The organism is Actinokineospora sp. PR83, assembly GCF_021056305.1.
GTDB classification, from domain to species: domain Bacteria; phylum Actinomycetota; class Actinomycetes; order Mycobacteriales; family Pseudonocardiaceae; genus Actinokineospora; species Actinokineospora spheciospongiae.
The window spans coordinates 24,117-46,845 of sequence record NZ_JAJCXD010000063.1 but is presented as its reverse complement, the minus strand read 5'-3'; the positions used below and the strand labels follow the sequence as shown (position 1 = coordinate 46,845).

The window sequence follows — 22,729 nt, the reverse complement described above, 5'->3', positions numbered from 1 at the left end:
GCGGTGCGGCCGGAGCGGTGCAGGTAGGCCTTGTGCTCGACCGGCGGGTCGGCGTGGATGACCAGGGTGACGTCGTCGACGTGGATGCCCCGGGCGGCGATGTCGGTGGCGACCAGGGTGGGGGCGGTGCCCTCGGCGAACGCGGTCAGGTTGCGGGTGCGGGCCTGCTGGCCGAGGTCGCCGTGCAGTTCGACCGCGCGCACGCCCGCGGCGACGAGTTGGCGGGTCAACCGGGTGGCGCCGCGGCGGGTCCGGGTGAACACCAGCGAGCGGCCGGGGGCCGAGGCCAGGTCGACCAGCACCGGCAGCCGGTGGGTGCCGTCCACGTGCAGCACGTGGTGGGCCATCGCGGCGTTGGGCGACTGGGCCGAGTCGACGCTGTGGGTGACCGGGTCGGTCAGGTAGCGGCGGACCAGGACGTCGATGCCGTTGTCCAGGGTCGCCGAGAACAGCAGGCGCTGGCCCGACGGCGGGGTGCGGTCGAGCAGCCTGCGGACCACCGGCAGGAAGCCCAGGTCGGCCATGTGGTCGGCCTCGTCGAGCACGGTGACGGCGACGTCGTCGAGCCGGGCGTGGCCCTCGGCCAGGTGGTCCTCCAGCCTGCCGGGGCAGGCGACGAGCAGGTCGACGCCCGCCTTGAGGGCGGTGACCTGCGGGCCGGGGCGGACCCCGCCGAAGACGGTGGTGGCGCGCAGCCCCAGGGCGGCGGCCAGCGGCGCGGCCGCGTCGTGGATCTGGGTGGCCAGCTCGCGGGTCGGCGCCAGGATGAGCGCCCGCGGCCTGCCCGGCCGGGGCCTGCCCGCCACGGCGGCGATCCGGGCCAGGACCGGGATGAGGAACGCGTAGGTCTTGCCGGAGCCGGTGCGGCCCCGGCCGAGCACGTCACGGCCCGCCAGCGAGTCGGGCAGGGTGGCGGACTGGATGGGGAACGGCGCGTGCACGCCCACCTCGGCCAGTGCGGACACCAGCTCGGCGGGCACACCGAGCTCGGCGAAGCCGGGCTCGGCGGAGGGGGTGGAACGGGGGCGGCTGGCCGCCATGGGGCGTCTCCGAACGTAGAGGAGTCGGGATGTCATGCCTGGTCGGCGGTGATCATCGAGATCGTGGTGGGTCGCCGTCCTGCTCGGCGCGGAACCCGGCCGCGGCGCAGGGGACCGACGTGGGACGGGCGACCGGTGGGGCCGCCGTCACCACCATCCTACCGGGAACGCCGCGATGGGGGCCGGATCGCGGGTGGGGTAGTGTTTTTCCCGCCAGCACCCCGGCGTGCGGCGGCGACACCGCCCCGGCCGACGCCCGGTCCCGGCTCCCCCCTGGAACGACACCCTCCCGGCACCCGCACGCGGTGCCGTAGACCCCCCTTTGGAGTACCCATGACGGTCAGCGACACCGACGTCACGCGCGGCGCCGCCGACGAGTTCAACCAGGCCAGGACCGACGCCAGGGAGGGCATGACGGCCCAGCGGATCCGCGCGGCGCGCACCGTGGCCGGTTACGCGACCGACCCGGAGGACTGCCTGACCCTGCTGCGGATGCTCGGCCTGGACGAGGACAGCGAGGCCCCCGACAGCGCCCGCCCGGTCCACGTGGCACCGGTGCTGTAGGACGGTCGGGCGGGTTCAGCCCGCCTTGTGCCAGAGGCCGTCGATGCCCTCGACGCGCGCCCGGTGGTCGACGTAGAGCAGGCAGAGCACGGCACCGCCGAAACCGGCCTGCAGCGTCCCCACCAGCGCGACCGCCAGCAGGTCGGCCACCGTGCTGCCGCCGCTGATCTGCGCGAAGAGCGCCTGCGCGAGCGCGGCGAGCAGCCCGCCCGCCAGCACCACCAGGGCGGTGACGCCGAGGACGCGCCACCAGCCCACCGCGTGCACCAGTTCGCGCGAGCGGCTCAGCGACGCCACCGGGGACACCTCCTCGACCACGGCCACCGACTGGGCGAAGGTGAACGCGATGGCCAGGTAGACCACGGCGGGCAGGGTGATCATCGTCAGCAGCACCGCGACCGGGCCGAGGACGGCCAGCAGCGCGATGTTGGCGAAGGCGATCAGACCGATGAGCAGGGCCTCGACCAGCAGCACGCCCAGCAGCCTGGGCAACGCCCGGCCGGTCTCGGCCAGCGCGGGGCCGAGACCGGTGCGGTGGCCGAACACGGCGCGGGTGACCACGACGGTCACCACCCCGGTGATCAGCAGGCCGAACACCGAGCAGAGGCCCAGGTAGAGCAGGTAGTCGATCACCAGCGGGCGCAGCTGCCCCCAGCTCGCCGTGCCGTCGGCGGGCACGGCCGACGCCGACGGGACCGAGCCGAGGACGAGGGTGCTGAGCAGCCAGTGCAGCAGCTCCACCGCGAGCAGCACGCCGAGAGTGAAGCCGAGCAGGGCGCCCGCGTTGCGGCGGACCGCCAGGTACGCGCCCTCGACGAGGTCGTGCAGGGCGAGCGGTCGCAACGGGACCACGCCCAGCCGCAGCGGTTCCCCGTGCGGCGTGCCCACGCCGGGCTCAGTCATCGTGTCCGGCCCCCAGTGCCCATGTTCCTCAGCCCATTCCCGGTGCCCGCTTCCGGCACCCGTTCCCGCCGCCGGAACCCCGCGGCTCACCGTCGCGCGGGCCACGCCCCCCGGTGCGCGCCCGCCGCACCCAACCTACAGGTAGCCCGCGACGAACTTGAGCGCCTCGGGCAGCGCGCGGGTGAAGTAGGCGTCGTCGTGCCCGCCCGCGGTGAAGGTGGCGGTGGCGCCCACGGCCGTGGCGAAGGCCTTGCTGGTGGGCAGGTAGTCGCGGTCCTGGTTGCCGCACCAGACGCCGACCGGAAGGTTGGCGTACTCGGGGGCGTGGCGCAGCGGCTCGACGTCCTCCCACTGCTCGCGCTGCCGGTAGATCTTGGAGCGCTCGGCGTCCGACCAGTTGTCGAAGAGGGTGGGGCTGATCGCGGCGACCGCGGACAGGCCGGGGGTGCGAGCCAGGTGCAGCGCGCCCGCGCCGCCCTCGTCGACGCCGATGGCGGCGAACGGGGTGCCCGCCAGGTCCTGGCGCTCCAGCCAGCCGGGCAGGTCCTCGGTGAGCATCCGCTGCGGGTCGTCGTCCTTGTGCCCCACCCAGTTGCCGCCGTCGACCGCCGCCACCGCGAACGGGGTCGCGCCGCCCGCGACCAGGTCGGTCAGCATCTGCTGCACGCCGTAGGTCAGGAAGCTCTTGGCACCGCGCAGGTCCGCGTGCAGCGCGACGCACACCGGCATCGGCGCGGCGGGCACACCGCCGGGGCGGATGACCACGAAGTCGACCTCGCGGTAGCGGGCGGTGGACAGGTTCCGCGCGGTGACCACCGGCGCGGCGTCGGGCGTCGGCGGGCTGCTGCGCAGCAGGTCCGAGCCCGCCCCGGGGGTCACCGGTTCCCGCTGGCACCCGGCGATCAGGCTCGCCCCCAGACCGGCACCACCCCACAGCAGGGCCCGTCGGGACAGTCGTGCAGTTCGCGCAGCGTTCACAAGTTCTCCGCTCGTCACGGTCCCCTGCGGTGATCTTATGGGGCGGCCAACGACCCTAGGGGCTGCGTGGGAAAAAGCCCACACCCGCTGTCCGACACACGACGGCGACTCATAGCGCCACAACCCGGTGGCGTCGTTTTTGTCGATTCCTGAGGGTTGTCCGAGAACCGGGCGGGCACCGCCGCGGGGAACCGGTTCCCCGCGGCGGTGGCGGGCTCAGCCCAGCCGGGCCTGGATGTCAGCCGAGAAGGTGATGAGCCTGGTGTAGACGCCCGGCTTGCCGGGGCGGGCGCAGCCCTCGCCCCAGGAGACCGCGCCGATCAGCTTGCCGCCCGCGACCAGCGGGCCGCCGGAGTCGCCCTGGCAGGAGTCCACGCCGCCGCCCGGGACGCCCGCGCACACCATCGAGTCGGCGATGAAGTCCGAGCCGTAGGCGGTGGCGCAGTCGGCCGCGGAGGTCACCGGCACCGACGCCTTGAGCAGCGTGTCGGAGGCGGAACCGCCCTCGGAGGTGGTGCCCCAGCCGAGCACGGTGGTGTCGGTGCCCGCCGCGTAGAGGTCCTCGTCACCGGGGCCCGCCACGGCGATCGGGGTGGCGGACAGGTCGCTGCCCAGGGTCAGCACGGCGACGTCCGCGCTGATCGCCGGGTCGCTGTAGTCCGGGTGCACCCAGACGTCGGTCACCTCGGCGGTCTCGCCACCGGCGGCGGTCAGGTCGGTCCGCCCGGAGACGACCTTGATCTCCGACGGCGAGGTGCCCTCCACGCAGTGCGCGGCAGTCACCACCTTGTCGGCCGCGGCGAGCGAGCCGCCGCAGAACTGGAAGCCGTCGGGCGTGGTGAGCGCGACGGTGTACGGGAAGTCGGCGATGTCGGCGGCCTCGCCGCCGACGATGTAGGGCGTGATGGGGTCGGCCTGCGCGGTCGACACCGTCGCGGCGGCACCCGCCGCGAGCACCGCTGCGGCAACCCCGATCAGGCGGGTGAACCGCCTTGCCTCAGCCATGGTCCTTCTCCTTCGTGCCGGTCGACCGGGAGGGCGTTCCCGGGCGTCGACTCATGGCTACCGGCCGGTCACCGCCGGACGACACCCGCGAAAGAACTGAGCCGATCGGGTGAAGGAGGTGCCGAGGTGGCTTCCGACCTGGGCACAGGGAATTGCGGACCGACCCGACTTTCGGATGGACTTCGCCCGCGAGGGGTCGGATCGGCTGGACACGGGCAGATCCCGCCGCGTGCTCAGGCGCGCGTCCCCCACAGCAGGAACGTCGCCGTCGACGGCTGCAACCCGGTGGTGTCGTCGGGCAGCGCGACGAGTTCGGCCACCGAAAGCTGGCACCCGCGCACCGCGTACCCGGCGTCGGCCAGCGCGCGCCGCGTGGCGCCCAACCGGTCCGGTTCGGGCACCAGCACGACCACCCGCTCCGCACCCGCCGCGGCGCAGGCGCGCACCACCTCCGGCTGCGAGGAGCCGACGAACACCGAGTCCGGCCGCGGCAGCGAGCCGAGGACCCTGGTGGGCTCCCCGTCGGCCAGCCGCACGTCCACCCCGTGCGCCCCGGCGTTGGCCACGATCCGCACGCACAGCCCGGAGTCGCGCTCCACCGCGATCACCGCCGCGCCCAGCCTGCCCGCCTCGATGCCCACCGCGCCCGACCCCGCGCACACGTCCCACACCAGCGCCCCCGGCCGGGGCGCGAGCCGGGCCAGCACCAGCGCCCGCACCTCCGGGGCCAGGCCGACCCCGGTCCGGGTGGCGAACGCGCTGTCCTCCAGCGCCCAGCCGCCCACCGGCGGCACCGGGTCGCCGCCCGCGATCCAGCCGTCCTGACCGATGCTGTCCAGCGAAGCCAGGCACAGCACCAGGTTCGGCTCTCGCCACACCCGCCGCTCCGCCTCGCTGACGTCCAAGATGGACAGTCGTTCGCCCGGGCTGCCGACGTGTTCGAGGACCGCGATGTTGCGCCGCCAGCCGTCCAGCTCGCGGGCCAGCTCGGCCGGACCGGCGCCGGGGGCGGTCAGCACGGCGACGGCCTTGCGGGCCCGGCAGACGTTGACCGCGTGCCGGAAGTCGGGGCCCCGGGCGCTGACCACGGCGATGTCGTCCCACGGCCGCTTCACCAGCGCGGCCATCCGCTGCACGTCGGTGACCGACGGCCAGGCGACCACGTCGAGCTTGCGCGCCCGCAGCGCCCGCAGGTCGCCGAAGTACCCGGCGTCGCCCGCCACCAGGACGGCGGTGGGGCCCTCGGCCATGGCGATGTCGTCGACCGGCAGGCCACCGGTGCTGTCGAGCGTCGCCCGCTCCGGCGGCACGTGCCGCTCCAGCAGGTGCCGGGGGCCGACCACCAGGCGCGCCTGCGCCAACACCGAACCGGCTCCCGGCGGCAGTCCCTGCCGGTCGAGTCCGATCACCGTCACCGTCATGCGCGGTATTCGACCACGCCGACCCCGGGGCCGGGAACGCGCGGGCGGTCAGGCCTTCTTCGCCCCGCGCCGGGCCGGGGTGCGCGGGCTGCGGGCGGTGGGCTTCTTCGCCGCCGCCTTGGTGCCGCGCTTGACCGCGACCGCCTTCTCCTCGGCCTGCACCGCTTCCGCGCCCTGCTGCTCGACCACCGGCTCCGCCTGCTGCGCCTCGGGTTCGCCGGTGGACCCGCCGCGGCGCGGCCAGGTCTGCCGGGCCTCGCCCGCCACCTTCGGCCTGCGGGCGCGGGCGGTCCAGCGGGCGGGCTGGTCGCCCTCGACGACCCGGTAACCCGGGCGGGGGCGGGCGGCGCGGGCGGTGTCGCCGACGAGGAAGTGCGCGTGCCGCCAGAGGTTGGCCTTCTTCACCTCCGCCGCCAGCTCGGCGACGGTCGTGCGCAGCACCGCCTCCGACGGCCAGGTGACCTTGTAGGCCACCGTCACCGGCACGTCGCCCTCCAGGCCCGCGGCGAGCAGCGCCTCGGCCAGGTCGGCGGCGCGGGCGGCGGGGGCGTGCACGACCAGGGTGCGCCCCGGCGACGCCAGTTCGCGCACCGACTCGACGCCCTCGACGCTCACCACGGTGTCGGCGCCGGGTTCGACCAGGGTGGTGCCGGTGGCCGCGGCGGCGGCCGAGACCGGGGAGACCCCGGGGACGACCTCGACGTCGAGCCCGAGCTTCTCGCAGGTCTCGCGCTGCTCGCGCAGGTCCGGCACCAGGGCCGGGTCACCGGCCAGCAGGCGCACCACGCGGCCGAGCCTGCTGCCCACCGTGCGGTAGACCTCCAGCAGCTCGTCGGCGCCGAGGCGGGTCACGTCGACCAGCTCCGCGTCGGCGCGCGCCTGCTCGCGCAACCAGGTCGGGTCGACCACCGCGGGGGAGAACAGCACCACGTCGGCGGCACCGATCCGGGCCGCCCCGCGCAGGGTGATCAGGTCGGCCGCCCCGGGCCCGGCTCCCACGAAACTCACCACGGCACGCATGCGGTGACCGTATCGCCTGCCCGGGTGCCCGCCCGCCACCGGCCCGGTGTCAGACTCGCACGCGTGAACCCCGACGGACCCATCCCGGGCGAGCAGGCGCTGTCCTGGCTCGACGCGCACGCCGAGGACCGCAAGCGCGCGGGCCTCAGCAGGCAGCTACGGCCGCGGCGGCCGGACTCGGACCTGCTGGACCTCGCGGGCAACGACTACCTCGGGCTGGCCAGGGACAAGCGGGTCGGCGGGGCCGCCGCGGCGGCGACGCTGCGCTGGGGCACCGGGTCGACGGGGTCTCGGCTGGTCACCGGCAGCACCGAGCTGCACAGCGAGCTGGAGTTCGAGCTGGCCCGGTTCTGCGGCACCCAGTCGGCGCTGGTGTTCTCCTCCGGGTTCACCGCCAACCTCGCCGCGGTGACCGCGCTGACGGGCAAGAACTGCTCGATCGTGACCGACGCGCACATCCACGCGTCCCTGATCGACGGGTGCAGGCTCTCCCACGCCCAGGTGGCCGTGGTGGGCCACTGCGACGTGCCCGCCGCGACGCGGGCGCTGGCGACCAAGCAGACCGAGCGCGCGGTGTACGTGACCGACTCGGTGTTCAGCGTGGACGGCGACCTGGCCCCGCTGGCGGAGCTGGCGGGCGCCTGCCGCGAGCACGGCGCGGCGCTGCTGGTCGACGACGCGCACGGCCTCGGGGTACTCGGCGAGGGCGGGCGCGGCGCGGTGCACGCCGCCGGGCTGGCGGGCGCGCCGGACGTGGTGACCACGGTGACGCTGTCGAAGGCGCTGGGCTCGCAGGGCGGTGCGGTGCTGGGGCCGCGCAAGGTGATCCGGCACCTGGTGGAGAACGCGCGCAGCTTCATCTTCGACACCGGGCTGGCCCCGGGCAGCGCGGCGGCGGCGCTGAGCGCGCTCACGATGCTCAAGGACGAGCCGGAGCGCGCCGAGCGGGTGCTGACCAACGCGATGACGCTGGCGGTGCGGCTGCGCGAGGCGGGGCTCACCGTCAGCGACCCGGCGTCGGCCGTGGTGTCGGTGCGGGCTCCGTCGGCGGACGCGGCGCTGCGCTGGTCGGAGGACTGCCGCGCGGCCGGGGTGTGGGTCGGCTGCTTCCGGCCGCCGTCGGTGCCGGACTCGGTCTCCCGGCTGCGGCTGACCGCGCGCGCCGACCTGACCGAACCGGAGCTGGACCGCGCGGTGGACGTGATCACCCGCACGGCGCCGAAGCCCTGAGCGATCCGCGACGGCCGGGTTCCCCGGCGTTCCGGCGCGGTCAGGAAACCCTGATCAGGGCTGTCGTTCCGCTGTAGCGGAGGATGTCCACACTCGTCCCGCTCGCCGTGGTGATGTTGCCGGTGCCGCCCACCGAGGCCGTCGTACCGGACGGCAGCACGAACTCCGCGCCCTGCGCGTCGACGCTCACCACCTTGATCCGCTCCCCCCTGACGGAGAGCACGTCACCGGACTTGACCTCCACCTCGCACGTGCCGTCCGCGCACGCCTTGAGGTTCGTCCCGTCGGCAGCCACCTCGGGCACCGGGACCGTGGTCGTGGTTGTCGTGGTCGTGGTTGTCGTCGTGGTGGTCGGGGCGGTGGTGGTGGTCGTGGTCGGGGCGGTGGTCCCCGGCGGCGTGGCCACCGGCTGGTCGTCCGAGCCGCACCCGGCGAGCGCGAGCAGGAGCAGGGACGCCGTGACGAGCATCGTTGAACGCATGCGCGGCACTGTGGCAGCCGTGCCGTGGGACCGGTCCCCCGCTACGGGGCAGGCGCCCGCGGGGTCGCGGGGCGGCGCATGTGGATGTGCATGATGCCGTCGTCGTCGTAGGGCTCGCCCTCGGGCGCGTAGCCGAAGCGCGCGTAGAGGCCCTGGGCACTCACCTGGGCGTGCAGTTCGCTCTCGTCGCCGCCGATGTGCTCCAGGGCGGCGGCCATCAGCCTGCCGCCCAGGCCGGTGCCGCGCGCCGCCTCGGCGGTGCAGACCCGGCCGATCCGGCGGACCGCGCCGGGCGCACCGAGGATCCGCAGGCAGGCCAGCGGTTCCGCGCCGGGCTGCCACCACAGGTGCAGGGTGTCGGGTTCCAGGTCGAGGCCGTCGACCTCGGGGTACGGGCACCGCTGCTCCACGACGAACACGTCGCACCGGAGCCTGAGGAGTCCGTGCAGTTCGGCGGCGGTCAGCTCGGGTCCGGCCGCGACGCGGAGTTCAGTCACCCCGCCTGGGTATCACAACTGCGCGGTGATCACCGGGATGAAGTCGGCGACCCTGGCGTAGACGCCGGGCTTGCCCGGTTCGGCGCAGCCCACACCCCAGGACGAGACGCCCGCGAGCCTGCCCCTGATCACCAGCGGACCGCCCGAGTCGCCCTGGCAGGTGTCGACCCCGCCCTCCGGCAGGCCCGCGCAGACCATGGTGGCGGCGTCGTAGTCGGTGTAGGCGCCCGCGCAGGTGGTGTCGGAGGTCAGCGGGACCTGCGCGCCCATCAGGTAGCGGGAGGTGGCGCCGCCCTCGGCGGTGCGCCCCCAGCCCAGGACCGTCGCCTTGGTGCCCGCGGCGTAGCCGCCGGGGTCGGTGGCCAGCGGGAGCGGGGTGCTGGGCACCTTCTTCGCCAGGGTGAGCACGGCCACGTCGTTGCCCTCGGTGACCTTGGTGAACTGGGGGTGCACCCAGAGCTTCGTGATCGGGGAGACGACGCCGTCGGTGCTGTTCTTGTCCTCCCGGCCGGACACCACGCGCAGGTTCTCCGCCGAGCGGGCGGCCACGCAGTGCGCGGCGGTGAGCACCTTGTCCGGGGCGACGAGGGTGCCGCCGCAGAACTGGAAGCCGTCGGCGGTGGTCAGGTAGACGGCGTACTGGTGGTCGGTGATGCTGACCCGCTGGCCGCCGACGATCTGCTGGCCCGCGTCGGCGGTGAACGGTCCGAGCAGGGCGGCGACGGCGGTGGCCAGGACGGCGACCGCGGCGACGACGCCGAACACCCGGCGCGTGGAGGACCGCATCTCGACTCCTGTGCGTGAGAGTGGGCGACTTTGCGTGACAGCCTAGGCCGTTGCGCCCCCGAATGGTCCCCCCGCGCTGTCACCCGACCGGGTGGACTCGGCAGGTGGTGCATCCTGGTCCCGTGTTCCGCCGATCGCTCGACCGCCTGATCACCGCCCTGTCGGTCGCCCTGGTCCTGGGCGCCTGCACCACACCGGAGGAGCAGGGGCGAGCGGCCGCGGCTTCCCCCGACCCGCCCGCCCCGACCGCCGCGGCTTCGCCGACCACCACCGCGCCGCCGTCGGCGACCGGCGCACCGCCGACTTCCGCTCCCCCGCCGCCGACCACCACCGCCGCGCCCGCGTGGGTGGTCGGTGCGACACCGCTGCCGTTGCGGCCGGACGGGTTCGGCCAGGTGCTGCCGACCCCCGCCGTGCTGGCCGACCGGGCGCTGCCGACCGCGGACCTGCTCCCCCCGCCCGCGGACGGCCGGTTCGCGGCGACGGTGGCGCCGGTTCCGGACGCGGTGGTGGCGCGCAGCACCTGGCAGCCGGGGTGCCCGGTGGCGCTGGCGGAGCTGCGGTACCTGACGATGTCGTTCTGGGGGTTCGACGGCAAGGCGCACACCGGGGAGATGATCGTGAACGCCTCGGCCGCCGAGGGGGTGGCGGGGGTGTTCCGGGCGCTGTACGCGGAGCGCTTCCCGATCGAGGAGATGCGGGTGACGGCCGCGCCGGAGCTGGACCTGGCGCCCACCGGGGACGGGAACAACACCGGGGCGTTCGTCTGCCGCAAGGGCAGGAAGCTGTCGTCGTGGTCGGCGCACGCGTACGGGTTGGCGTTGGACATCAACCCGTTCTGCAACCCCTACGTCCAGGGCGACCTGGTGCTGCCGGAACTGGCGTCGTCCTATGTGGACCGCAAGAACCGCCGCCCCGGCATGGTGTTCGCCGGGGACACGGCCGTGCGCGCCTTCGCCGCGATCGGGTGGTCGTGGGGCGGGGAGTGGTCTTCGCCGAAGGACATCCAGCACTTCTCCGCGCTGGGGCGGTGACGGCGTGACCGTGGTGAAGTCGGTGCTGCTGTTCGTGGTGGCAGCGGTGGCGGAGATCGGCGGGGCGTGGCTGGTCTGGCAGGGCATCCGGGAGAACCGGGGCTGGGTGTGGGTGCTCGGCGGGGTGCTGGCGCTGGGGGCCTACGGGTTCGTGGCGACGTTGCAGCCCGACGCGGCGTTCGGGCGGGTGCTGGCCGCCTACGGCGGGGTCTTCGTGGTGGGGTCGTTGCTGTGGGCGGTGGTGGCGGACGGGTTCCGGCCGGACCGGTGGGACGTGCTGGGGGCGTCGGTGTGCCTGGTGGGCGTCGTGCTGATCATGTACGCGCCGCGCTGACGCGGTGCGGGCCACGACGACGCCGTGCCCGCACCACCCGGCAGTGGTGGGCCCGCAGTCCTGCGGGCCCACCCCACGCGCTGTTCAGCTCTTCGGGGTCGGCTCCTGGTCTGCGGTGGTGTCACCGTTGTTGCCGTTGCCGCCGAAGCCGCGGAAGACCTTGCCCGCGGCGTTGGAGAGGGTGCCGCCCACGTCGTTGAGGATCTTCACCAGGGGATCGGTGGAGTTGTTGAAGGAGTCCTTGTAGGACTTGGCCGCCGACTTCATGTCGTCGCCGAGGTTGCTGGTGGGGGCGTCGTCGTCGCGGCGGGGGTACTCGCCCGCGAGGATGGCCCGGTACTCCGCCGAGGCGGCCCAACGCTGGAGCTGGGCGGCGCGGACGACGGCGAACGGGTGGCTCATGCCCTCGACGTTGCGCAGCTTGTGGATGCTGTCGCGGATGTCGTCGACCTCCTCGTACTCGCGCGCCTGCTGCAGGAACGAGGGGATGTCGATCTGGGTCAGGTCGGTGCCGCCCGCGAGGTAGACGTGCGTGCGGAGGGCGGCGGCCGGGTCCTGGGCGCACAGCAGGCCCGCGCGGTCGCAGGTCAGCTCCGCCTTGCGGAACCACTCGCGCAGGGCGGCGATGACCGCGCGCAGGGCGAGGGCGCCCGCGGGCAGGAAGGCGATGGTCAACTGGAGGTGCAGCAGGCGCATCAGCAGGGTGCGCAGCACCGCTTGCCCGGAGAGCACGTGGCCCATCTCGTGGCCGATGACGAACCGCAGGCTCTCGGTGTCCAGCGCCTCGACCAGGCCGGTGGTGAGCACGATGAACGGCTCGTCGATGCCCACCGTCATGGCGTTGGCCACCGGGTTGCGCTCGACGAAGAGCTTGGGGACGACGTCGAGGTCGAGGGTCTCCGCGCACTCGTTGCGCAGGCGGTCGAGCTTCGGGTACTGGTTCTCCCCCACCCGGATCGCCGAGGCCAGGGCCATCAGCCGCTCGCCGCGCTCGGAGAACAGGCCCGCGGCGCCCTTGAGCACCTCGGAGACGCCGGGGACCGCGCGCAGCGTGGCCATCGCGCCCCGGTCCACCGGGTGCTCGTACGCGCGCGGGCTGATGCGGGCGAAGCGCACCCGCGTCGACGACTGCGAGACCTCGTTCACGTCGTTGACACCGTTGTCCGGACTGTCGGTCACTGTGTTCCCCGTTTCTCCCCTTGGATTCGCCACCACAGTAGGCCGGTTCGGGGAAGCGGGGGGCGATTTGTCCACAACCCCAGGGACATATCGGGGATGTCCCCCACCCTCGGGGCCAGTTGTCCACAGGCGGCGGTCGCGACCACGCGGCCGTCGGCAGGCGCGACTAGATTCGCGGTCGGCGGATCAGCCGGTCCGCCGCCGGACCAGCCAGGAAGAAGGAGCGCATGAGCCTCGACCGCCCGGTCGCGCCCGACCCGTACGAGCTGCTGCCCGCCGTGGCCTCGTTCACCGTCACCTCCGACGACGTGGCCGACGGCGCGAAGCTCGACCTCGCGCACGTGCACGACTCCGCGAACGGCGCGAACACCTCCCCCGCGCTGTCGTGGAGCGGCGCCCCCGAGGGCACCAGGAGCTACGTCGTCACCTGCTTCGACCCGGACGCCCCGATCCCCGGCGGGTTCTGGCACTGGGTCGCGGTGAACATCCCCGCCGACACCACCTCGCTGCCGCGGGGCGCGGGCGCCGACGACGCGTCGCTGCCCGGGGGCGCGTTCCACGTGGCCAACGACATGGGCGCGCACGGGTACGCGGGGGCCGCGCCGCCGCAGGGCGACCAGGACCACCGCTACTACTTCGTGGTGCACGCGGTCGACGTGGACGCCCTGGAGGTCGACGGCTCGACCAGCCCGGCGGTCGTCAGCTTCAACCTGGCCTTCCACACCCTGGGGCGGGCCGTGCTGACCCCGACCTACCGGCACTGACGGCGGGGAATGCCGGAGCCGGTCGATGGGGTTGGATGAGGCGTGCGCTTCGATCTGGTGATCATCGGGACCGGCTCCGGCAACTCGCTCCTCGACCCGCGGTTCGCGGGTCTGAAGGTGGCGTTGGTGGAGCGCGGGGTGTTCGGCGGGACCTGCCTCAACGTGGGCTGCATCCCGACCAAGATGTTCGTCCACACCGCGGACATCGCGCTGATGCCGTCGTCGTCGTCGAAGCTGGGGGTCGACGAGACGCTGGACGCGGTGCACTGGCCGCAGATCCGCGACCGGATCTTCGGCCGGATCGACCCGATCGCCGCGGGCGGCCGGGAGTACCGGACCAGCCACCCGGACAACGCCAACGTGACGGTGTTCGCGGGCGAGGCCCGGTTCACCGGCGACCGCACGCTGGAGATCACCCCGAACGACGGGTCGGACCCGGTGACCATCTCCGGTGAGCGCGTGGTGCTCGCCGCGGGCGGGCGCGCGGTGGTCCCGGACATCCCCGGCATCGACGAGGTCGAGTACCACACCAGCGACACGGTGATGCGGCTGGAGAAGCTGCCCGCGCGGATGGTCGTGATCGGGGGCGGGTTCATCGCCGCCGAGTTCGCGCACGTGTTCTCCGCCTACGGCGTCGAGGTGACCGTGGTCGCCCGCGGCGGGGTGCTGCTGCGCCAGGAGGACCGCGACATCAGCGAGCGGTTCACCGAGCTGGCCCGGCAGCGCTGGGACCTGCGGCTGGGCCGCCAGGTCCGCCGGGTCGCCAAGACCGACACCGGGGTCCTGGTCGAGCTGGACGACGGCACGACCGCCGAGGGCGAGGTGCTGCTGCTGGCCACCGGCCGCACGCCCAACTCCGACCGGCTCGACGTCGCCAGGGGCGGCATCGAGGTCACCGGGTCCGGGCACGTGGTGGTCGACGAGTACCAGCGGACCACCGCGGAGGGCGTCTGGGCGCTGGGCGACATCAGCTCCCCGTGGGAGCTCAAGCACGTGGCCAACCACGAGGCGCGGGTCGTGCAGCACAACCTGCTGCACCCCGACGACCTGATCGCCGCCGACCACCGCTTCGTCCCGCACGCGGTGTTCACCGCCCCGCAGATCGCCTCGGTCGGCCTCACCGAGCAGCAGGCCGCCGACCGGGGCGTCCGGTACGTGACCGCGACCCAGGACTACGCGGGCATCGCCTACGGCTGGGCCATGGAGAACACCACCGGCTTCGCCAAGCTGCTGGCCGACCCGGCGACCGGGCAGTTGCTCGGCGCGCACATCCTCGGCCCGCAGGCGCCCACCCTGATCCAGCCGCTGATCCAGGCCATGAGCTTCGGCCTGGACGCCAGGTCGATGGCCAGGGGTCAGTACTGGGTCCACCCGGCGATGCCCGAGCTGATCGAGAACGCCCTGCTCAACCTGCCCCTGGACTGATCCCCGACCCCGGCCGGTCCGGCAGCGGGCCGGACGGGGCGGTCAGGCGGTGCGGGTCCGGCCCGCGGCGTGACCCACCACGGCCTGGACCGCGATGACGGCCAGGATCAGCAGCAGCGACGAGGTCCAGCCGCCGGTCAGCGCGTGCAGGAAGCCGAAGGCGAACGGGCCGAGGGCGCCGATCAGGTAGCCGAGGCTCTGCGCCATGGCCGAGAGCGTGGCGGTGTCGGCGGCGCTGCCGGTGCGCAGCGAGATGACCATCACCGCCAGCGAGAACACGCTCATGCCCACACCGACGAGGACCGCCCAGAGCAGCGGGGCCGCGGCGGGCGCCAGCCACAGGCCCAGCACGCCCACCCCGCCGATCAGGGTCATGCCGACGATCCAGGCCGACTGGTCGCGGGCGCGGGCGGCCAGCGGCGGCACCAGCAGGCTCACCGGGACCCCGATGAGGCTGGTGATGGCCAGCATCAGCCCCGCCGTGTCGCGGTGCAGTCCCGCGTCGACGAACAGCTCGGGCATCCACCCCATCACGGTGTAGGCGACGAGGGCCTGCAGGCCGAAGAACGCCGTCACCGTCCACGCCAGCCGGTTGCGCAGCAGCGACCGGCCCGCGACCGCCGCAGCGGCCGCCGCGACGTCGGCTTCGGTGTCGGAGTGGCGGGCCCCCAACGACCACACCAGCAGCGCCCCGGCGCCGAGCAGCGCCCACGCCGCCAGCGCGCCGCGCCAGCCGCCCAGGGCGGTCGAGAGCGGGGAGGTCAGGGCCGCACCGAGGCCGCCGCCCGCGGCCAGCGCCGCCGTGTACACGCCGGTGACCACGCCCACCCGCCCCGGGAAGGCGGACTTGATCACGACCGGGATCAGCACGTTGCCCACCGCGATCCCGGCGCAGGCGACCAACGTGCCCGCCAGGACCACCCACGGGCCGTCGAGGACGCGCAGCAGCAGGCCCAGGGTCAGCACCGCCATCGCCGCGCCGACCGCGCGGGCCATGCCCAGCGACCGGCCGACCTTGGGGGCGAGCACGCCCGCGGCGCCGAAGCAGACCGCGGGGACGGCCGTGAGCAGGCCCGCCCAGGTCTCCCCGGCGCCCACCGAGACCCGGACCTCCTCCAGCACCGAGGCCAGGCTGGTGACGGCCGGGCGCAGGTTCGCCGCCGCGCAGGCCACGCCCGCGACCAGCAGCGGAGTACCGAGCAGCGCGGTGTTGCGACGTCCCGCCCCGAGCTTGCGTCCTGATGGCCCACTGTGCGACAGGGTGTCCATGGCACTCTTGACGTTCCCGGCGACCTGGGTACCCGTGGGCGACTGCGGGCAGCGCTGGACCGTCATGGACCGAGTATGACAAACGTAGGATGTTTGACCGAGAGGATGGCGCTGTGCCGCTGGCCACTACCCGGCGATCGGGCCTCGTCGACCAGGTGATCGAGCAGATGCGTTCGGCCATCGCAGGCGGGGAGTGGAAGGTCGGGGAGCGCATCCCGACCGAACCCGAACTCGTCGCCGCCCTCGGCGTGGGCCGCAACACCGTGCGCGAGGCGGTCCGCGCCCTCTCGCACGCCGGTCTCCTGGAGGTCCGCCAGGGCGACGGCACCTTCGTCCGGGCGACCAGCGAGTTCTCCGGCGCGGTGCGCAGGCTCGCGGGCACCGAGCTGCGCGACGTGCTCCAGGTCCGGCGCATCCTGGAGGTCGAGGGCGCCAGGATGGCCGCCGAGCACCGCACCGAAGCCGACCTGACGGAGCTGACCGAGCTGCTCGCCCAGCGGGACCGGTCGATGGTCGCCAAGGACTACGAGGCGGGCGTCGACCAGGACGCGGCCTTCCACATCGCCGTGGTGCGCTGCTCGCACAACGCCCTGCTCGCCGAGCTGTACTCCGGTCTCACCGAGATCGTCCGCGCCTCGGTCGCCAGCACGGTCGACGCCGCCCCGCGCAACGCCGACATCGACCACGGCGGCCTGCTCACCGCCATCCGCGAGCGCGACGCCGACCGCGCGGCCGCCGAGGCGGGCGGCTTCCTCGACGAGCTGATCGCGGGCATCGAGGCCGACTGAGCGCCCGCCGCCGGGACGCCGGTGGCGGTGCGCGGCGGTCCAGGCCGGGATTTTGTCGCTGGTGCCCGGGTGGGTGGTCACCGGGCCGGCGGTTGCGGGGGTGGTCGCCTGCTTTGAGGACAGGCTCTAGGGCGCGCCCGGCGGCACGAACGGCAGCCCGGGGGTCGCCCCCCGGTCGAGCAGCCGCAGCACCGCGTCGGTGTCGAGGTGGTCGGCGACCAGGTCACCGAGCAGGTCGAGCTGACCGGCGCGGGCGGCGGCGAACGAGACGTCCTCGGCCCCGCGGAACCCGTCGCGGCCGGACCAGGCCGCGACCCGGCGCAGCAGGGCGCGGCGCACGCCGTCGTCCTCCAGCAGCCCGTGCCAGTGGGTGCCCAGGACCGCCCCGGACACCGCCCCCTCCCCGGAGCCGTCGGGGAGGATCAGCAGGCCGGGCAGGCCGGTGCGCACGACCCGGCCGTGGTGGATCTCGTAGCCGGTGGCCGGGACGCCGAAGGCGGTCCCGGTCGGGCGGGTCAGGGTCTTCTCCTCGGCGAACTCGAAGTCGACGTCGAGCAGGCCCAGCCCGTCGACCACGCCCGCGCCGGACTCCACCCGGTCCTCGATGCGCGCGCCGAGCATCTGGAAGCCGCCGCAGATCCCCAGCACCGGCAACCCCTTGGCGGCGTGCGCGGCGACCGCGTCGGCCAGTCCGGTCGAGCGCAGCCAGGCCAGGTCGGCGACGGTGGACTTCGACCCGGGCAGCACCACCAGGTCGGCGTCGGCCAGCCGCGAGGGCTCGGTGACGAACCGCACCGACACCCCCGGCTCGCAGGCCAGCGCCTCGACGTCGGTGGCGTTGGAGATGCGCGGCAGCCGCACCACCGCGACCCGCAGCCACTGCGAGCCCAGCGCGGGCGCGGGCCTGCCGACGACCCCGTCGGCGGTGTAGGACAGCGAGTCCTCCGCGTCGAGCCACAGCTCCTCCCGCCACGGCAGCACCCCCAGCACCGGGCGGCCGGTCAGCCCGCGCAACTGGACCAGCCCGGGGTCGAGCAGCGCGGGGTCGCCGCGGAACTTGTTGACCACGAACCCGCTGACCAGCGCCTGGTCGGCGGCGTCGAGCAGGGCCAGGGTGCCGAACAGGTGCGCGAACACCCCGCCGCGGTCGATGTCGCCGACCACCAGCACCGGCAGCCCGGCGGCGCGCGCCAAGCCCATGTTGGCGATGTCGGTGGCGCGCAGGTTGATCTCGGTCGGCGACCCGGCGCCCTCGCAGACCACCGCCTCGTAGTCCGCGCGCAGCCCGGCGAGGGTGTCCAGCACGGTCGTCATCAGCTCGGCCTTGCGCTCCCGGTACGACACCGCGCTCGCCACCCCCACCGGCCTGCCCAGCACCACCACCTGCGAGCTGCGGTCGGACCCGGGCTTGAGCAGCACCGGGTTGAACCGCACCGACGGTTCCAGCCCGCACGCGGCGGCCTGCACCGCCTGCGCCCGGCCGATCTCACCGCCGTCCGGGGTGACCATCGAGTTGTTCGACATGTTCTGCGCCTTGAACGGCGCCACCCGCACCCCGCGGCGGGCCAACCAGCGGCACAGACCGGCAACGAGGACGCTCTTGCCCGCGTCCGACGTCGTGCCCGCGACCAGCAGTGCTCCGACCATCCGCGCGTTGCCTCCCCGCTCGTCGTACCCGGCTGCCATCATCCCGGTCATGCCCGTCGCATCGGTCACCGCCGTCCTGGTGCACAGCCCCTACCTGGGTCCGGCGACCCTGCGCCCGCTCGCGGACGCGCTCGCCGGGTCCGGCCGCCCCGCGTTCCTGCTGGACCTGCTGCCCAGCGTGGTGGCGCCGCCGGTGCACCAGCGGCTGATCGGGGCGTTCGCCGACGCGGTGTCCGACGCCGGGCTGGCCGGTCCGCTGGCCCTGGTCGGGCACGGCGGGGCCGGGCCGCTGCTGCCCGCGTTCGCCGACGAGCTGGCCGACGCCGGGGGGCTGGACGTGGCCGCGCTGGTCTACCTCGACGCCGAGCTGCCCACGCCGGGGCTGAGCCTGCGCGAACTGGACCCCGCCCGGTACGCGGCGATGCGCGCCGACGAGGGCCGGTGGGGCGAGGGCGCGGCCGGGCTGGTGGCCGAGCCGGGCCTGCGGGCGGCGATCGTCGACGAGCTGCCCGAGGTGCCGCACGCCTACCTCAAGGAGGCCCGGCCGAGCGTGCCGTGGACCGGCCCGGCCGGGTACGTCGGCCTGTCGCACCCGGCCGACCTGGTCGAGGCGCGGGCGAACGGGTGGCCGACCCGGGACCTGGACCTGCACCACCTGGCGTGCGCGACCGCGCCGGAACCGGTCGCGCGCGCCGTGCTGGAGGTGCTCGCCGACCTCGGGCTCGGCCCGGTCACGGCAGGGTGAGGATCTCCGCGCCGGAGTCGGTGACCAGGACCGTGTGCTCGAACTGGGCGGTCCAGCTCTTGTCCTTGGTGGTGACGGTCCAGTTGTCGTCCCACATGTCCCACTCGATGCCGCCGAGGGTGATCATCGGCTCGATGGTGAAGGTCATGCCCGGCTCGATCTCGGTGCGCACGCTGGTGTCCTCGTAGTGCAGGACGACCAGGCCGCTGTGGAACGAGCGGCCGATGCCGTGGCCGGTGAAGTCGCGGACCACGCCGTAGCCGAAGCGGCGGGCGTAGGCCTCGATCACCCGGCCGACCACGTTGAGCTGGCGGCCGGGGCGCACCGCCTTGATCGCGCGCATGGTGGCCTCGTGCGTGCGCTCCACCAGCAGCCGGTTCTCCTCGGCGACCTCGCCCGCGAGGAAGGTGGCGTTCGTGTCGCCGTGCACGCCGCCGATGAACGCGGTGACGTCGATGTTGACGATGTCGCCGTCCTCGATCACCGTCGAGTCCGGGATGCCGTGGCAGATGACCTCGTTGAGCGAGACGCAGCAGGACTTGGGGAAGCGCCGGTAGCCCAGGGTCGAGGGGTAGGCGTGGTGGTCGAGCAGGAACTCGTGCACCACCGCGTCGATGTCATCGGTGGTCGCCCCCGGCTTGACCGCCTCGCCACCGGCCCGCAGGGCCTGCGCGGCGATCCGCCCGGCCACCCGCATCGCCTCGACGACCTCGGGCGGCTGCACGTGCGGGTCGGTGTTCTTGCGCGGCGCGGGCTTGTCCACGTACTCCGGCCGCGCGATCGACGACGGCACGGCACGGCGCGGGGCCTGCACTCCTGGGCTCAACGGGGTACGCACGGACATGGCCACCACATTACGACCACCCCCGATCGGGGTGTCACCCGACGGCGGCGAGGAACCGGCCGGTCGCGGTGACCGCGGTGCCGGACTGGCCGACGTCGGTGAGCAGCACGGCGAACGCCAGGTCGCCGCGGTAGCCGACGAACCAGCCGTGCGAGCGCGTGCCGTCGCCGAACTGGGCGGTGCCGGTCTTGCCGCGCACGTCGCCGTAGGGCGCCAGCGCGCCCGCGGTGCCGCCCGCCACGACCTCGCGCATCATGCCGCGCACCTGCTCCAGCACGGCGGCGGGCAGCGGCTCCTGCTGCTCGTCGACCTGGGTCTCGGCGCCGCGCACCAGCACCGGCCTGGGCACCGACCCGGATGCCACGGTGGCGGTGACCACCGCCATGCCGAACGGGCTGGCCACGACCTTGCCCTGGCCGAAGCCGTCCTCGGCGCGCTCGTTGACGTCCGGGGCGGCGGGCACGGAACCGGTGATGGTGGTGATCCCGGGCACGACGTAGTCCAGGCCCAGGCCCAGCTTCTTCGCCATGGCGGTCAGGTCGCCCGCGCCCATCCTGGTGGCCAGGTCGGCGAAGGTGGTGTTGCAGGAGAAGGCGAAGGCGCTGCGCAGCGGGACGACGCCCTTGTCGAACCTGCCGCTGTTGGGGATCTCCCGGCCGTTGACCACGATCGCGGGCGGGCAGCCCAGGGGCGTCTCACCGGTGACCGTGCCCGCCGCGATGGCCTGCGCGGCGGTGACGATCTTGAAGGTGGAGCCCGGCGGGTAGCGGCCGGTGAGCGCGAGCTGGCCCGCCGCGTCGGCCGGGGCGTTCTGCGCCACGGCGAGCAGGTCGCCGGTGGAGGGCTGGATGGCCACGATCATCGACGGGGTGGCCTCGCCCGCGATGGCGGCCTGCGCGGCCTGCTGGACCCGGGTGCTCAGCGCCAGGCTGACCGCCTTGGCGGGCTCGGCGGGCTTGTCGTGCAGCACCTGGCTCTCGTTGCCCGCGCTGTCGACGGTGTAGACCCGCCACCCGGCCTTGCCCTGCACCTGGTCCTCGATCACCTTGCGGACGGCGGGCATCAGGGTGGGCGCGAGGGCGCGGTCGGCGGGCAGCAGCCGCGACTCGGCGGGGAAGCGGACGCCGGGCAGGTCGTAGATGAGCGACTTGACCTTCTGGTAGTCGGCGTCGCGCAGTGCCACCACCTGGTAGCCGCCCGCCCCCGCCGCCTTGGCGCCGTCGAGGATGCTCTGCGCGGTGATCGTCGGGTCGATCCCGGACAGCGCCTGCGCGAGCTGACCGGCGACGGCGTTCGCGTCCCCGGCCTTGTCCTGGTCGAACAGCACCGAGACGACCCGCTCCGGGTTCAGCACCGGGGTGCCGTCGCGGTCGAGCACCGGCGCCAGGGTCGCCTCGGAGTCCTCCACGGCGAGGCTCTGCTGCGCGCCCAGCTCCGGGTGCAGCACCGTGGGCGCCCACCGGACCTTCCACGCGTCGTCGCCGCCGACCAGCTCGAAGGAGCTGTCGTAGGTCCACCGCCGGTTGCGGCCGAGGTCCCAGGTGATCTCGAAGGCGGCCTTGGCCGTGCCCTGGCCGGTGTCGACCTTGTCCACCCTGGCGATCACGGTCGAGGGCTTGAGCGCGGTCCGCACCTTGTCCATCAGCGCCCGCGCCGACTCCGGCGAGTCGGTCTGCTGCGAGGCCGTCGCCGAATCACCCCCGGCGAAGGCGGCCAGGAATTGCTGGGCGGCCTGCTCCGGGCCGGTTTCGGAACCGAACACCCCGCACCCGGACAGCGGCAGGGCGACGAGCAGGGCGGTGAGCAGGGCCGCGGGACGGCGGGAGGAAGCGCGCACGGCGTGGAGTATGCCCGTCCCACGTCGGGGGCGGGTCAGAACAGCACCGTGGCGTACTGCCCGACCTGGGTGAACCCGACCCGGTCGTAGACGGCGCGGGCCGGGGTGTTGTAGGCGTTGACGTAGAGGCTGGCGGTGCGCCCCATGGCCGTGACCAGCCGGTTGACCACCGCGGCGGTCCCGCCGCCTGCCAGCCCCTCACCGCGCCGGTCGGGGTGCACCCACACGCCCTGGATCTGCCCGACGGCACCGGACAGCGCCCCGATCTCGGCCTTGAACACCACGTCGCGGCCGTCGAACCGGGCGAACGCCCGCCCGGCCGCGATCAGCTCGGCGACCCGGGCCCGGTAGCCCGCCCCGCCGTCACCGACCCGGGGGTCGATGCCGACCTCCTCGATGAACATGGCGATCGCCGCGGGCAGGTACCGCTCCAGTTCCTCCGGCCGCACCGGCCGCACCAGCGGGTCGGGCGCGACCCGCGGCGGCTCGGAGATGGCCATCAGCGGCTGGTCCGCCCGCACCTCGCGGGCCGGGCCCCAGTCGTTCTCCAGCTCCGCCCACAGCCCCAGGACCTGCTCGGCGGGCCCGACCATCGACGAGCACATCCGCCGCCTGCGCACCGCGCGGTCGGCGAACGCCCGCAGTGCCGACCGCTTGCCGCGCAACGGGATCAGGTTCGGCCCGGCGAAGCACAGCGCGTCGAGCCGCCCGCCCCCGCGCAGCCCGCGGGGGTCGCACCCCCACACTTCGCCACCGAGGCGCCACGGGTCCAACCCGACCGATTCCACCCGCGACGCGACCATGCAGGACGCCACGGGATCGGCGGTCAGCACGGCGCGCACCGCCTGGTCATCCCGTTCGTCGAGCAGCCTCGCTCCTGCCAGCCGCAACACCCCTCAAGACTGCCAGACAATCCCCGGGTCCGAAATCCGAGGATC

Annotated in this window: 23 protein-coding genes; 8 read left to right on the top strand and 15 right to left on the bottom strand. The window is 74.2% G+C overall.

Annotated features, from left to right (window positions below):
* A partial coding sequence (locus L6E12_RS21315; RefSeq protein ID WP_236229685.1) for a DEAD/DEAH box helicase occupies nucleotides 1-1,040 on the bottom strand: 1,040 nt, incomplete at its 3' end.
* A gap of 333 nt (nucleotides 1,041-1,373) precedes the next feature.
* Here L6E12_RS21315 and L6E12_RS21310 point away from each other — a divergent pair.
* Nucleotides 1,374-1,604 (top strand): hypothetical protein, encoded by a 231-nt coding sequence (locus L6E12_RS21310; RefSeq protein ID WP_035280879.1) that lies wholly within the window; start codon nucleotides 1,374-1,376, stop codon nucleotides 1,602-1,604.
* A gap of 15 nt (nucleotides 1,605-1,619) precedes the next feature.
* Here the strand turns inward: L6E12_RS21310 and L6E12_RS21305 are convergent, their stop codons facing one another.
* The 5 genes from L6E12_RS21305 to L6E12_RS21285 all read right to left on the bottom strand — a co-directional run bounded on the left by L6E12_RS21305 (nucleotide 1,620) and on the right by L6E12_RS21285 (nucleotide 6,931).
* The gene (locus L6E12_RS21305; protein WP_236229684.1) at nucleotides 1,620-2,507 is read right to left on the bottom strand and encodes a hypothetical protein; all 888 of its coding nucleotides are present in this window, start codon (nucleotides 2,505-2,507) and stop codon (nucleotides 1,620-1,622) included.
* A gap of 135 nt (nucleotides 2,508-2,642) precedes the next feature.
* Nucleotides 2,643-3,386: an esterase family protein gene (locus L6E12_RS21300; protein WP_236229683.1), complete on the bottom strand. Its 744-nt coding sequence runs from the start codon at nucleotides 3,384-3,386 to the stop codon at nucleotides 2,643-2,645.
* A 315-nt stretch (nucleotides 3,387-3,701) separates the two neighbouring features.
* A complete protein-coding gene (locus tag L6E12_RS21295) occupies nucleotides 3,702-4,490 on the bottom strand; it encodes a trypsin-like serine protease (RefSeq protein ID WP_236229682.1) in 789 nt (262 codons plus the stop codon).
* A gap of 233 nt (nucleotides 4,491-4,723) precedes the next feature.
* The gene (locus L6E12_RS21290; RefSeq protein ID WP_236229681.1) at nucleotides 4,724-5,911 is read right to left on the bottom strand and encodes a bifunctional cobalt-precorrin-7 (C(5))-methyltransferase CbiE/decarboxylating cobalt-precorrin-6B (C(15))-methyltransferase CbiT; all 1,188 of its coding nucleotides are present in this window, start codon (nucleotides 5,909-5,911) and stop codon (nucleotides 4,724-4,726) included.
* Between the two features lie 48 nt (nucleotides 5,912-5,959).
* Complete coding sequence (locus L6E12_RS21285) at nucleotides 5,960-6,931, bottom strand: cobalt-precorrin-4/precorrin-4 C(11)-methyltransferase (protein WP_236229680.1); 972 nt, start codon at nucleotides 6,929-6,931, stop codon at nucleotides 5,960-5,962.
* A 63-nt stretch (nucleotides 6,932-6,994) separates the two neighbouring features.
* Here L6E12_RS21285 and L6E12_RS21280 point away from each other — a divergent pair, with 63 nt between their 5' ends.
* Nucleotides 6,995-8,161, top strand: coding sequence for an 8-amino-7-oxononanoate synthase (locus L6E12_RS21280; RefSeq protein WP_236229679.1), 1,167 nt, complete (start codon nucleotides 6,995-6,997; stop codon nucleotides 8,159-8,161).
* A gap of 40 nt (nucleotides 8,162-8,201) precedes the next feature.
* On the opposite strand, the gene L6E12_RS21275 is transcribed toward L6E12_RS21280, so the two are convergent.
* From L6E12_RS21275 to L6E12_RS21265, 3 genes are read right to left on the bottom strand one after another with little or no spacing between them, the layout of a single operon-like run.
* On the bottom strand, nucleotides 8,202-8,642 hold the full coding sequence (locus L6E12_RS21275) for a hypothetical protein (protein ID WP_236229678.1): 441 nt from the start codon (nucleotides 8,640-8,642) through the stop codon (nucleotides 8,202-8,204).
* 41 nt (nucleotides 8,643-8,683) lie between these two features.
* Nucleotides 8,684-9,139, bottom strand: coding sequence for a GNAT family N-acetyltransferase (locus L6E12_RS21270; RefSeq protein ID WP_236229677.1), 456 nt, complete (start codon nucleotides 9,137-9,139; stop codon nucleotides 8,684-8,686).
* Between the two features lie 12 nt (nucleotides 9,140-9,151).
* Nucleotides 9,152-9,925 (bottom strand): trypsin-like serine protease, encoded by a 774-nt coding sequence (locus L6E12_RS21265; RefSeq protein WP_236229676.1) that lies wholly within the window; start codon nucleotides 9,923-9,925, stop codon nucleotides 9,152-9,154.
* A 122-nt stretch (nucleotides 9,926-10,047) separates the two neighbouring features.
* On the opposite strand from L6E12_RS21265, the gene L6E12_RS21260 reads away from it, so the two are divergent.
* The gene (locus L6E12_RS21260; RefSeq protein ID WP_236229675.1) at nucleotides 10,048-10,959 is read left to right on the top strand and encodes a M15 family metallopeptidase; all 912 of its coding nucleotides are present in this window, start codon (nucleotides 10,048-10,050) and stop codon (nucleotides 10,957-10,959) included.
* Nucleotides 10,960-10,963: 4 nt separating this feature from the next.
* Nucleotides 10,964-11,293: a YnfA family protein gene (locus L6E12_RS21255; protein ID WP_236229674.1), complete on the top strand. Its 330-nt coding sequence runs from the start codon at nucleotides 10,964-10,966 to the stop codon at nucleotides 11,291-11,293.
* 84 nt (nucleotides 11,294-11,377) lie between these two features.
* Here the strand turns inward: L6E12_RS21255 and L6E12_RS21250 are convergent, their stop codons facing one another.
* The gene (locus L6E12_RS21250) at nucleotides 11,378-12,472 is read right to left on the bottom strand and encodes a M48 family metallopeptidase (protein ID WP_236229673.1); all 1,095 of its coding nucleotides are present in this window, start codon (nucleotides 12,470-12,472) and stop codon (nucleotides 11,378-11,380) included.
* A 227-nt stretch (nucleotides 12,473-12,699) separates the two neighbouring features.
* Between L6E12_RS21250 and L6E12_RS21245 the strand changes: the two genes are divergently transcribed.
* Nucleotides 12,700-13,236, top strand: a complete 537-nt coding sequence (locus tag L6E12_RS21245; RefSeq protein WP_236229672.1) for a YbhB/YbcL family Raf kinase inhibitor-like protein — start codon at nucleotides 12,700-12,702, stop codon at nucleotides 13,234-13,236.
* Nucleotides 13,237-13,278: 42 nt separating this feature from the next.
* Nucleotides 13,279-14,661, top strand: coding sequence for a mycothione reductase (locus tag L6E12_RS21240; RefSeq protein WP_236229671.1), 1,383 nt, complete (start codon nucleotides 13,279-13,281; stop codon nucleotides 14,659-14,661).
* Nucleotides 14,662-14,703: 42 nt separating this feature from the next.
* Here the strand turns inward: L6E12_RS21240 and L6E12_RS21235 are convergent, their stop codons facing one another.
* Nucleotides 14,704-15,996, bottom strand: coding sequence for an MFS transporter (locus L6E12_RS21235; RefSeq protein ID WP_236229670.1), 1,293 nt, complete (start codon nucleotides 15,994-15,996; stop codon nucleotides 14,704-14,706).
* Between the two features lie 47 nt (nucleotides 15,997-16,043).
* Here L6E12_RS21235 and L6E12_RS21230 point away from each other — a divergent pair, with 47 nt between their 5' ends.
* Entirely contained in the window at nucleotides 16,044-16,718 is a 675-nt protein-coding gene (locus L6E12_RS21230; RefSeq protein ID WP_236229669.1) for a FadR/GntR family transcriptional regulator, read from the top strand.
* Nucleotides 16,719-16,844: 126 nt separating this feature from the next.
* Here the strand turns inward: L6E12_RS21230 and L6E12_RS21225 are convergent, their stop codons facing one another.
* On the bottom strand, nucleotides 16,845-18,365 hold the full coding sequence (locus L6E12_RS21225) for a cobyric acid synthase (protein ID WP_236229690.1): 1,521 nt from the start codon (nucleotides 18,363-18,365) through the stop codon (nucleotides 16,845-16,847).
* Nucleotides 18,366-18,414: 49 nt separating this feature from the next.
* Here L6E12_RS21225 and L6E12_RS21220 point away from each other — a divergent pair, with 49 nt between their 5' ends.
* Nucleotides 18,415-19,110, top strand: coding sequence for a hypothetical protein (locus L6E12_RS21220; RefSeq protein WP_236229668.1), 696 nt, complete (start codon nucleotides 18,415-18,417; stop codon nucleotides 19,108-19,110).
* On the opposite strand, the gene map is transcribed toward L6E12_RS21220, so the two are convergent.
* The 3 genes from map to L6E12_RS21205 are packed head-to-tail and all read right to left on the bottom strand — an operon-like array spanning nucleotide 19,097 to nucleotide 22,684.
* Nucleotides 19,097-19,954 carry a type I methionyl aminopeptidase gene (gene map, locus L6E12_RS21215; RefSeq protein WP_236229667.1) on the bottom strand — a complete coding sequence of 286 codons (858 nt, stop codon included), beginning with the start codon at nucleotides 19,952-19,954 and terminating at the stop codon, nucleotides 19,097-19,099. The genes L6E12_RS21220 and map overlap by 14 nt on opposite strands.
* A 34-nt stretch (nucleotides 19,955-19,988) precedes the next feature.
* The gene (locus tag L6E12_RS21210) at nucleotides 19,989-21,791 is read right to left on the bottom strand and encodes a penicillin-binding transpeptidase domain-containing protein (RefSeq protein WP_236229666.1); all 1,803 of its coding nucleotides are present in this window, start codon (nucleotides 21,789-21,791) and stop codon (nucleotides 19,989-19,991) included.
* Between the two features lie 35 nt (nucleotides 21,792-21,826).
* Nucleotides 21,827-22,684 (bottom strand): GNAT family N-acetyltransferase, encoded by an 858-nt coding sequence (locus tag L6E12_RS21205; RefSeq protein WP_236229665.1) that lies wholly within the window; start codon nucleotides 22,682-22,684, stop codon nucleotides 21,827-21,829.
* Between the last annotated feature and the right edge of the window lie 45 nt (nucleotides 22,685-22,729).

Coding starts and splice junctions, on each gene's coding strand:
- L6E12_RS21275 (WP_236229678.1), bottom strand. CDS start 8,642: ATGCGTTCAACGATGCTCGTCACGGCGTCCCTGCTCCTGCTCGCGCTC.
- L6E12_RS21245 (WP_236229672.1), top strand. CDS start 12,700: ATGAGCCTCGACCGCCCGGTCGCGCCCGACCCGTACGAGCTGCTGCCC.
- L6E12_RS21265 (WP_236229676.1), bottom strand. CDS start 9,925: ATGCGGTCCTCCACGCGCCGGGTGTTCGGCGTCGTCGCCGCGGTCGCC.
- L6E12_RS21305 (WP_236229684.1), bottom strand. CDS start 2,507: ATGACTGAGCCCGGCGTGGGCACGCCGCACGGGGAACCGCTGCGGCTG.
- L6E12_RS21220 (WP_236229668.1), top strand. CDS start 18,415: ATGCCCGTCGCATCGGTCACCGCCGTCCTGGTGCACAGCCCCTACCTG.
- L6E12_RS21295 (WP_236229682.1), bottom strand. CDS start 4,490: ATGGCTGAGGCAAGGCGGTTCACCCGCCTGATCGGGGTTGCCGCAGCG.
- L6E12_RS21285 (WP_236229680.1), bottom strand. CDS start 6,931: ATGCGTGCCGTGGTGAGTTTCGTGGGAGCCGGGCCCGGGGCGGCCGAC.
- L6E12_RS21235 (WP_236229670.1), bottom strand. CDS start 15,996: ATGACGGTCCAGCGCTGCCCGCAGTCGCCCACGGGTACCCAGGTCGCC.
- L6E12_RS21290 (WP_236229681.1), bottom strand. CDS start 5,911: ATGACGGTGACGGTGATCGGACTCGACCGGCAGGGACTGCCGCCGGGA.
- map (WP_236229667.1), bottom strand. CDS start 19,954: ATGTCCGTGCGTACCCCGTTGAGCCCAGGAGTGCAGGCCCCGCGCCGT.
- L6E12_RS21310 (WP_035280879.1), top strand. CDS start 1,374: ATGACGGTCAGCGACACCGACGTCACGCGCGGCGCCGCCGACGAGTTC.
- L6E12_RS21225 (WP_236229690.1), bottom strand. CDS start 18,365: ATGGTCGGAGCACTGCTGGTCGCGGGCACGACGTCGGACGCGGGCAAG.